General features: G+C 60.1%; 5 protein-coding genes. All 5 read right to left on the bottom strand.

Annotated elements, in window-relative coordinates; translation table 11 throughout:
• Positions 1 to 319 precede the first annotated feature (319 nt).
• The 5 genes from Q0K23_RS04815 to Q0K23_RS04800 all read right to left on the bottom strand — a co-directional run bounded on the left by Q0K23_RS04815 (position 320) and on the right by Q0K23_RS04800 (position 9,360).
• Positions 320 to 976, bottom strand: coding sequence for a hypothetical protein (locus Q0K23_RS04815; RefSeq protein WP_294518498.1), 657 nt, complete (start codon positions 974 to 976; stop codon positions 320 to 322).
• The gene (locus tag Q0K23_RS12700; protein WP_353963963.1) at positions 951 to 1,292 is read right to left on the bottom strand and encodes a hypothetical protein; all 342 of its coding nucleotides are present in this window, start codon (positions 1,290 to 1,292) and stop codon (positions 951 to 953) included. Before Q0K23_RS12700 ends, Q0K23_RS04815 begins: the two co-directional genes overlap by 26 nt.
• A gap of 311 nt (positions 1,293 to 1,603) precedes the next feature.
• On the bottom strand, positions 1,604 to 4,534 hold the full coding sequence (locus Q0K23_RS04810; RefSeq protein ID WP_294518496.1) for a glycoside hydrolase family 3 C-terminal domain-containing protein: 2,931 nt from the start codon (positions 4,532 to 4,534) through the stop codon (positions 1,604 to 1,606).
• A 109-nt stretch (positions 4,535 to 4,643) separates the two neighbouring features.
• Positions 4,644 to 5,981, bottom strand: coding sequence for an InlB B-repeat-containing protein (locus Q0K23_RS04805; protein ID WP_294518491.1), 1,338 nt, complete (start codon positions 5,979 to 5,981; stop codon positions 4,644 to 4,646).
• A gap of 76 nt (positions 5,982 to 6,057) precedes the next feature.
• Positions 6,058 to 9,360 carry a glycoside hydrolase family 3 C-terminal domain-containing protein gene (locus Q0K23_RS04800; RefSeq protein ID WP_294518488.1) on the bottom strand — a complete coding sequence of 1,101 codons (3,303 nt, stop codon included), beginning with the start codon at positions 9,358 to 9,360 and terminating at the stop codon, positions 6,058 to 6,060.
• Positions 9,361 to 9,551 lie beyond the last annotated feature (191 nt).

The raw sequence follows: 9,551 nt of genomic DNA, 5'->3' as shown, positions 1-9,551 counted from the left end.
AAACCCCTTTATTTTGGCTTGATTTTGCTTGTACCAGATTTACACCTGACTTGGAGAAAAGCCTTGATTTCTCTTGGCTTTTTTATACTCGCTTGATAGTGCTTATGTCGCTTGGGGCCATCTCCTAAGCGGTAGACCGGAGGTTCGAGTCCTCTCCAGGGTGCCAAAAGGAGCCGAAACATCATGTTTCGGCTCCTTTTTTGTACTTTCTGATCAATGTTCAATTGTTGGTATAATATCGAAGATGCTGCATATTTTGCTTACATTTTTGGCCTAGCAGAGGACAAAAAGAGCTGTGCTTGCTTACACTTGCCAACATTTAAGTGCTCCCTGCCCCTGCTTTTCCGTCCTTTTCCGTCTCTTTCAGTAATTCGGACAACAGTTCCGGATGGCTTTGAATCAAAGATTTCAGCTTACGCAGCATATCCGCATCCAAATCTTCTTCGGTAGGCGCCGCCCCTACTTTGGCAAAGAAACCTGTATCCATTTCATGAGCGATCAGCTTTCGGCCTGCATCAAACCCGTGGGCATAGGTATCGGTCACCATACGGGCCTCGGCGTGGCCTGTGTCTCCCTGCACTGCCTTGATATTGCCGCGGCTCAGTTTGAGCTTCAGCGAAGTACTGCTGTGTCTCAGACTGTGAAACACCACCGGGCGAAAATTGTTTTGGGCAATCAGCTTCAGGCCGTAGACCTCCACGTACTCGTCCAGAAAATCGCTGACCGTGATCTCCTGCCTAGCCCGTACAGTCCCCTTGGAAATTTTAACAGGCGGCTCAAAGGTCCCATTCTTTTTTGCCAGCTTGATCTGCATGTCCCTGATCAGTGCCTCGTCCTCCGACCTGAAGGTTTCGGTACGAGGAGAAGCTTCGCCCGGACAGCGGTACACGACTTGATAGCTGTTTCCACGCTTTCTGATCGCCACATTATCACCCGGCGCGAAAAACGACTTAATCAAATACTGGCGTTCCAACATCACAGCCCGGTCCCAGGTAGTTGGCATGGATACAGAATGTAGTAAAAACCATCGGGTCATGTGGGACCAGAGCACCGGTCTTAAGATTCAGGTTTCCGTTTTGAAACGTGACATATTGTTTCCCGGCATCGATCCACTCCTGCGGAGATCGAAATCGTCTATCAATTGTGAGCAGGTTGCAAGCGTTCTTAATGGGGGAATATTTTTTGATCCGAATTGCATCATCCCGGCATTGATCCAAAATGACGCCCTCCATATCATCTGCAGCCTGCAGTTCATAATTTGTCCCATTAATCTGATTAACATCCTCACCCACCAACCGCAACAGGTTTGACCCTTCAGCATTACGAACTATATTTAGATGAGGGCAGCTTCTGAGGTCCAGGGCGGTGCGAGATCATTCCTGCTTGTCTTTATAGCCAGGCGGTCCCGATAATAAAAATGGGCTTTTTTACAGAGCGGCTCCCAGCGTTTTATGTCGAAAAACGTTGTCGTGTATGGCGGCTCCTCCTGTTGCCGCCGTGCCAAATTACAAAGTATGATTCTGTTGCTTGATTTTAGAAAAAAGGAAACGGCGGCTCAAATTTAGAGCCGCCGTTTTAAAGGTGTGTCAATACCTTTATTTGCTTATATATCTTTCTTTTTCCGGAATACTATAACTCCTCGCACCGCAAGGCCCAGTACCGCCACGACATCCACCGCAATGAGCACCATGGTCCAGATGGGCATGGCGTAGCCGATGACCTCGCCGTTCATGGCATTGGAGTTGACCACCGTGTAGAGCACGTCCTTGGTGCACTGGCGCAGGACGATCACGTCGGCCACGTCGGAGGTGTCGCACCAGCTCACGGGGGTGGTGGCCAGGTTGATGGAGCCGCCGGCATAGGCCATCTGACGGGAGTCCATGTAGTCGGGCACGGTGTTGAAGTCGCACAGCACCATGCCCCGGAAGCCCCACTCGTCCCGCAGAATGGTGGTCAGCAGGCGGTAGTCGCCGCCGGTCCAGCGGGTGCCGATGCGGTTGAAGGAGCTCATCATGGCCCGGGTGCCGCCCTCCTTCACCGCCAGCTCAAAGGGCTTGAGGAAGGTCTCACGCATGGCCTGCTCGGTGACCCAGGAGCAGTCGCCGCCGATGGAGCGGTGGGTCTCCTGCTCGTTGAGGGCGAAGTGCTTGACGTAGCAGTACACGCCCTTGCTCTGGCAGCCCCGGACCACGGCGGCGGCCATCTTGCCGCTGAGGATGCCGTCCTCGGAGTAGTACTCGAAGTTGCGGCCGCCGAAGGGAGAGCGGTGGATGTTGCAGGCGGGTGCGTACCAGCCGGAGTAGGGCATGCCGTCGCCCCGGGCGTTGCCCCAGATGCCCTCGTTGCCCACGGACACGCCGAAGTCCTCGACCAGCGCCTGGTTCCAGGTGGAGGCAATGACTACCTCGGCGCAGTAGGAGCAGGTGCCGTAGAAGGTGGTGCCGTCCATGAAGTTGACGAAGCCCACCGGGCCGTCGGTGTCGTTGGTCTTGGGCTTGCCGATGCTGTCCATGGCCTTGGTCTGGAAGGCGCCGTAGTCGTACATGGCCACCATCTCATCCAGGCTGGCCTGGTCCAGCAGGTCCTCCCACAGCTCCGCGTCATAGGACACCAGCGGGTCGCCGGGGTTTTCCGGCTCCACGTCGCTCTGCTCCAGCAGGTCCCGCAGATCCAGACCGTTGTCCTCATCGTACCAGGGCATGGGTTCCGAATCGTAGTCGGTGGGATTGTTGGTGGAAATATCCTTCAGCGCATTGATGAACTCGGCGCTGACCTCACGGTCTTCCGCGGTGGGGGTGGTGGGCCAGGTGCCCTCCCAGTCGCTGCGGGAGAGGATGGTGGAGAGCTGGTAGTCAGAGTTGAACATGGGGTCGTCCAGGTCGGTGTACAGGTTCTGCACCGCCGTGCCGGTGACCGGGTCGGTCTCATAGCGGATGCCGCCGGTGGGCACGGCGAAGGGGATGGTCTCCACCACCTCATGGGCGTTGCGGCTGACAAAGAGCTGGTAGCCGTCGGAGCCGGTGGCCTCCTCCAGCTCGTAGCCCTTGAAGCCGTTGCCGTTGGCGTCCTTGTAGTCGTAGGAGGCCAGATAGTAGGGGTTGAAGGTGAGGGTGACGGTCTGGCTCTCGCCGGGCTGGAGCAGGTCGGTCTTGGCGAAATCCACCAGCACCTCGTGGGCCTTCTCAATGCCGCCCTCATAGTAGGGGGCGTGGGCGAAGAGCTCCACCACGTCCTTGCCGGCCACAGCGCCGGTGTTGGTCACCTGCACCTGGACCTCATAGAGGCCGTCGGCGGCGATGGTGGCGTTCTCGATGGCGGAGGCGTCGGCAATGGTCCACTCAAAGGTGGTGTAGCTCAGGCCGTAGCCGAAGGGGTAGACCACATGCTCGCTGTACCACTCCTCGCCGTCGGTAAAGCCCCGGGTCTCATAGTACTTGTAGCCGGTGTAGATGCCCTCCTCGTAGTCCACGAAGAAGTAGCGCTGGGTCTCCCCATTCGTCGTGTAGCGGTCGCCGTCGGTCTGCATGTTGTCGCCGAAGTTGTAGAAGGTGGGGTCCTGCTTCAGGTCGGCGGCGTAGGTGTCCACGGTGCGGCCGGAGGGGTTGACGGTGCCGTTGAGGATCTCGGCCAGGGCGGTGGTGCCCGTGTTGCCGGGGAAGCCCATCCAGATGCAGCCGTCGATCTGCTCCTGGTAGGCGTAGTAGGCGGGGTCGGTCAGGAAGGTCAGCTCCATGGCCGCGCCGCTGTTGATGATGACGATGACGTGGTCGAACCCGGCCTCACACACAGCGGCGAGCAGGTCGGTCTCGTTCTGGTCCAGCTGGAGGTAGGTGTCCTCCGGGTCGCGGGCGCCCTCGGCGGAGCCCATGGTGCGGGGCAGGTCGAAGCCCTCGCCGCCCACCCGGGTGAACACCACCAGGGCGGCGTCGCTGTACTGGGCATAGGAGCCGGTCACATCGGCGGTGTACATGGACTGGGGGGTCTCGCCGGTGGCGATGGAGATGCTGTTGCCGCTGTCCAGGTCGCTGGAGTTGCCCTTGCGAGCGGGGCCGGACTTGGACTCGTCCTCATAGAAGGACTTGAGGGTGGGGTTGCAGTCGAAGCCGGCCGCGTCCAGGGCGGTGTACAGGTCCACGGCGTCGGCGGTGTCGGCGCCGCCGGAACCGGAGCCGCCGTAGGCCAGGTTCACGCTGTTCTTGCCGAACACGGAGATCTTGGGCCGCTGGGTGACGGCGCTGTCCGACTCGGGGGTGGCGATGGGCAGGGCGCTGTTCTCATTCTTCAGGAGCACAAAGCCCTCCCGGCACAGGTCCACGTTCAGCTCGTTGGCGTGCTCCAGCGCCTCCTCCTTGCTGGCGTAGTCGGAGACATAGGAGGCCTCCACGCCGTCGGCATAGAGGGCCCGTATGCCGCCGCCCGGCATGACGATGTTGAGCAGATCAAAGAGCACAACGGCGGCGGTATTCAGTACAATCAGAAGCACGAGGACCACCGACGTGGTGATGATCCATGCGCGCCGTCCTCTGTTTTTCATTTGTTTTCCTCCCTTATGACATTAAAGCACAGCTCCCAGCGTTCTCTTTCTCACAAAAACGCCGCTGTTCCCGCCCCGCACAGGGACGGGAACAGCGGTCGCAGTGGGATCAATAGTTATCCATGGGCAGGCCGAAGTCGCCGTTCCACCACAGGACAGCGCTGGTGGTGATTTTTACATTGTCGATCACCGGAGCCGTAGCAGCCACGGTGCCGCCGCCGATCCAGTTATCATCGTTATTCACCAGGAAGGAGAGGTGGTTCTCACCCTCCACCAGAGAGGCACCCTCGATAAGCACGAAGTCCTCAAAGGCCTTTACGCCGCCGGAGGGCACGTCCGTGATCTCGATCTTACCGTAGTCGATGGACTCGCCGTTGAGTGAGATGGTGAACATGTCGGGGGTCAGAGTCAGGTCGGCAAACTCACCCGACAGTCTGGCCACGATGGTGGCGTCGGAGACCGCCATGTCCGAGACGATATGGAAGTCCAGCGTCAGGTTGGGCGTATAGGTATAGCCTACAAAACGGTTGTTGCTGGCCTGGGTGGGGCTGTTCTCCGCCTCCCGCTGGATCAGGCCGACACCCTCCGCCTCTCCGGAGTAGCCGTTGCCCCGCTTGCCGGTCAGGTCGATATCCTCGGCCTCGAAGACATACTCATTGGTGCCGCTGGCGGTGCGGGTCCAGGTGGCATAGGCGGTCTGAGCAGCAGTGACGGGAGCGGAGAAGTCATAGGCCACAGTTCCCTCAGGGTCGGCAAACCAGCCGTTGAAGCTGTAGCCGGCACGGGTGGGATCGCTGGGCTGGCTTACGGTGGCATTCTCCTCCACATTGACCACCTGGGCCTCGGGGGCGCCGGTGTAGCCCAAATCAAAGGTGACGGTCAGGTAGTTTGTGCCTGCCTCGACCCACTTGGCGTACAGGGTGATATCTTCGGTCACCTGTGCGTCGGGGTCAAAGGGGTCAGAGCACTCGGCGTTGTAGTACCAGCCGTCAAATTCCGCGTCCTCCGCGGTGGGGTCCGTGGGCATGTCGGCCACGGGACCGGCTTCCGTAACTTCCACCGGATCCAGGGAGCCGTGTCCGCCCATGTCAAAGGTGACTACGTACGGCTTTACAGTGATATCGAAGCGGGTACGCTCCCCGCCATAGTTGACAGTGATGCTCTTCCGCCCCGCGCTGTCCGTATTGACCTCGGAGAGGGTCACGCCGTCATCCTCCAGGCTGACCGTAGCGGTGGAGCCGTCGGCGTTGGTCACGGTGAGCTCACCGCCGGCAACAGAGAATTCCTCACCGATGGCGTACTCGGTCTTGGTGGGCAGGGTGGTCACTTCAATCTCAAACGATCCGGAATTGCCGCTGCCGCCTTCGCCGCCTCCGCCGCAGGAGCTGAGCAGCAGCGTCAGCGCGCAAATCGGTGCAAGAAAGCGAGCAAGTTTGTGCTTTTTCATAGTTTACTTTGCCGTGGAGGCGCTGTCGGCGACAGTGCCTCCACGGACATTCCTCCTATTCTGTCAGGGATTCGGGTTACACTACGGTGACGGTTACATTGTAGGTGAAGTACAGATAGTAGTCAGCCCGGACGTCGACCTGAATCGTAAAGGCAGGCGTGCCAGCGGCCACCTCGCCGGTGAGCATGCCATCCGGCGTCAGGGTCAGGCCCTCGGGCAGCGGGCTTTCGGTGCTGTAAGTCACGGCAATTGCCTCTGCCGTAGCATCGGAGTGGCTCACGTCGGCCTCGCCGCTCTCTGCGGAGAACTCCACAGCGAGGTCGGTGAACTCAAATGCGTGCATCTGGTTGTGGATATCCAGGTTGTTGGCAGCAGAGTAGAGGATGTGCTGGGCGCACATACGCACGGCGTAGTACTGGGTGGGAGAGAGGACGGTGTCTGTCTCCGCCTCTGCGTCGGCCTTGATCAGCACGCCGCCCCGGCCGTCATTGGCAGTGGGATCCCAGGTGCCGGAGAGGGGCTCGGCATAGCCGCCGGGACGGACGCCCAGGGGGATGTCCTGGCCGGCACGGACCATTGCGTCAAAGGTGTGGTACTCGCTGTTGAACAGGGTGTCGGTCACGTTGGCACCCTGATAGCCCCACTCGTCCCGCATCAGCGCGGTCATGGTGGCATAGTTGGTATAGCACATGGCGTCGCCCACCCGGTTCATGCCGGACATGCTGCCGGTGGAGTGTCCGTACTTCACGGCGTACTCATAGGGCTTTACATAGATCTCGCGGATGGCCTGCTCGTTGCACCAGGTAAAGACGCCGCCCAGAGTGCTCCGGTTGGTCTCCTGGTTGTTCAGGAACATGTGCTTCATATAGGTACGCACGCCCTTGGCCTGGACGCCGCCAATGAGCGCGGCAGAGATCTTGCCGGCCAGGACGCCGTCCTCGGAGTAGTACTCAAAGTTACGTCCGCCGAAGGGAGAGCGGTGGATCTCCAGACCGGGGCCGTACCAGCCGCCCAGGTTCAGGAACAGGGCCTCGTTGCCGCACATGTTGCCGATGGCGGCGGCCAGCTCAGTGTTGAAGGTGGCGGCCACCACGCAGCCGCAGGCCCAGAGTGTGCCGCCGGGGGTGGTGCGGTTATAGAAGCCGGCCTTCACCTGGGAGGGGCCGTCACCGTCTACGCCTTCCACCTTGTCGATGGCGGGCAGGGCGGGGGAGAGATAGTAGCCCTGGGTCACGATGGAGGCCATCTCCGACCAGGTGAGCTGGTTCATGAACTCGTCCCACTTCTGGCTCCCCTCGTCGGTGCCCAGGATGACGTTGCCGTTTTCATCAACCTGGGGCTCGGTGTAGGAGATGCCGCTCATGTCGCTGAGCAGGATCTCCGCCCGGCTGCCGTCCGCTCGCTGAATCTGGGTGGTAGTGCGGGGGGTGGGGTTGGTGGCGTTCCCCTCAATGGTGAGAGTAACCGTCTCTGTCTCGGCGTTGGACTGGGTCCAGGTCTCCGGGGTGGCAGCCACATACCAGGGGTCGGTCTCCTGGTCCTGATAGGCCAGATAGGTCTCCTCGGCGTCATAGAACGCCTTCTTTTCGGCGGTGATGGTGCGGTCCTCCTGAGTGGAGGGAGTGGGAAGCTCCAGGCCGCCCTCACGGCTGATCTCATTGGCCTCCAGGGCGTCGTTGGTGGACTTGTAGCGCTCCACGTTCTTGCCGTTGACAGTCTCGCCGCCGCTGTAAACATTGCCGATGGCGTTGCCGGAGGTCAGGTCGGTCTCGCAGAGGATGCCATCGCCCTCCACGGTCCGCACGACGCTGTCCACCACCTCGTGGGAGTTGCGGTTGATGGAGATGATGTAGTCGCCGGCCTCCAACTCGTAGCCCTTGAAGCCGTTTCCGTTTTTGTCGTTGTAGTCATAGGACGCCATGTCCTGGGCCACAAACTGGACCTGTACGACCTGGCTCTCGCCGGGCTGGAGCAGGTCGGTCTTGGCAAATCCCATCAGGACCCGGGCGGCCTTCTCAATGCCGCCGTCGGTGTAAGGCTGGGAGGCGTAGACCTGGACCACGTCCTTGCCGGCCACATCGCCGGTGTTGGTGACCTTCACCTGCATGGTGACGGTGCGGTTGGGGGCATCAATCACGGCAGTCTCAGCCACGCCGGTCAGCTCCCAGTCAAAGGTGGTGTAGCTCAGGCCGTAGCCGAAGGGATAGACCACGTTCTCCTGGTACCAGCTCTCGCCGCTGCCCTCGGACTGGGCCTCCATATCCGCCGCCACGGTCTCATACCAGCGGTAGCCAATGTAAATGCCCTCCCGGTACTCCACGGAGCGGTAGCCGCTGTCCGTAAGGGTGCCGTTGTCGTCATAGTAGACGTAGTTGTCCAATCCGTTCTGCACGTTGCTGCCGAAGTTGCTCCAGGTGGGGTCCTGGGTGAAATCTCTGGCGAAGATGTCCACCAGATGGCCGGAGGGGTTGACCTCGCCGGTCAGGATCTTGCCCAGCGCCGCGATGCCCGCGTTGCCGGGGTGGCCCACCCAGATGATGGCGTCCACATCGCTGTCGTCCTGCATGTCGCCCAGCTCAAAGGCGTTGGCGCTGTTCACGATCACGATGAACTTCTGGATCCGGCCCTCCTGCTTGAGCTCCTTCAGGTACTCATAGACCTTCTTCTCGTTGTCGTCCAGCTCCAGATAGTGCTCGGTAGGATCGCTGTGACCGGGCACCTCCGCCGTCAGAAGGTCGCGGCCTTCCGATCCGGTTCTGGAGATCGTCCACAGCACCGCATCCCCGTAGAAGTCAAAGGTCCCCTCGATGGAGGCGGCGTAGGTGTCCGGATCCAGCTCCAGCGCGTCAGGGTTGTCAACGCCGCTGTAATAGTTCAGGAGCTTCTCGTTGACATTCAGGCCAGCCTCCTCCATGCTCTCCTGGAGGGTCCACTCGTGCCCGAAGCCGTCGCCTGCGCCGGAGCCGCCGCCCACGGTCTGGAGCCGGCTGCTCCGATAGCCGAACAGGGTGATATTCCGCTCCGTGTCGGACAGGGGAAGGGTGTTGTCCTGGTTCTTCAGCAGAACAAAGCCTTCACTACCCACTTCGATGTTCAGCTGCTCGCCCAGCTCTCTGGCCTCGTCAATGGTGCTGAAGTCGGTGTAATACTTGCCCTGAGCCGCAAGATTGCCGGTCTGGGTGCCGGTGGCCTCCACCAGCGTCTCCTGGATCAGGTCCGTCGCCGTCTGTTCCCCGCCCGCAGGGGTCGCGCTGGGCGTGGTGCCGGGAGCAGATGCGCTGGGAGCAGCGGTCCCGTCGCAGGCAGCCAGTCCCACGGTCATCGCTGCGCTCAGGAGCAATGCGGCCACTCTTTTACCATGCCTTTTGGTAAGTTTCATTCGGGTTCCTCCTCTTTCCTTTTCTGGATTTGAGGCTGTATCCGCCTCCTTGACGCCAATCTTAGAGGATATGACAAATTACCTCAATGGGCTCCCCCGTAATCTGTACATCTCGCAACGAAACCTGACACGCAGAACGATTTTCTTCTCCAGAATTCCCCCTCTTGGAAGCAGAATTTTTGTGCGTTATA

The organism is uncultured Pseudoflavonifractor sp., from assembly GCF_944387275.1.
Lineage (GTDB): Bacteria > Bacillota > Clostridia > Oscillospirales > Oscillospiraceae > Pseudoflavonifractor > Pseudoflavonifractor intestinihominis.
Note: the sequence above shows the minus strand (reverse complement) of the source record. Positions and strands in the feature narration are given on the sequence as shown.

Excerpts from the sequence above, each read along its gene's own strand:
- Q0K23_RS04815 (WP_294518498.1), bottom strand. The coding sequence starts at position 976 with ATGTTGGAACGCCAGTATTTGATTAAGTCGTTTTTCGCGCCGGGTGAT.
- Q0K23_RS04810 (WP_294518496.1), bottom strand. The coding sequence starts at position 4,534 with ATGAAAAACAGAGGACGGCGCGCATGGATCATCACCACGTCGGTGGTC.
- Q0K23_RS04805 (WP_294518491.1), bottom strand. The coding sequence starts at position 5,981 with ATGAAAAAGCACAAACTTGCTCGCTTTCTTGCACCGATTTGCGCGCTG.
- Q0K23_RS04800 (WP_294518488.1), bottom strand. The coding sequence starts at position 9,360 with ATGAAACTTACCAAAAGGCATGGTAAAAGAGTGGCCGCATTGCTCCTG.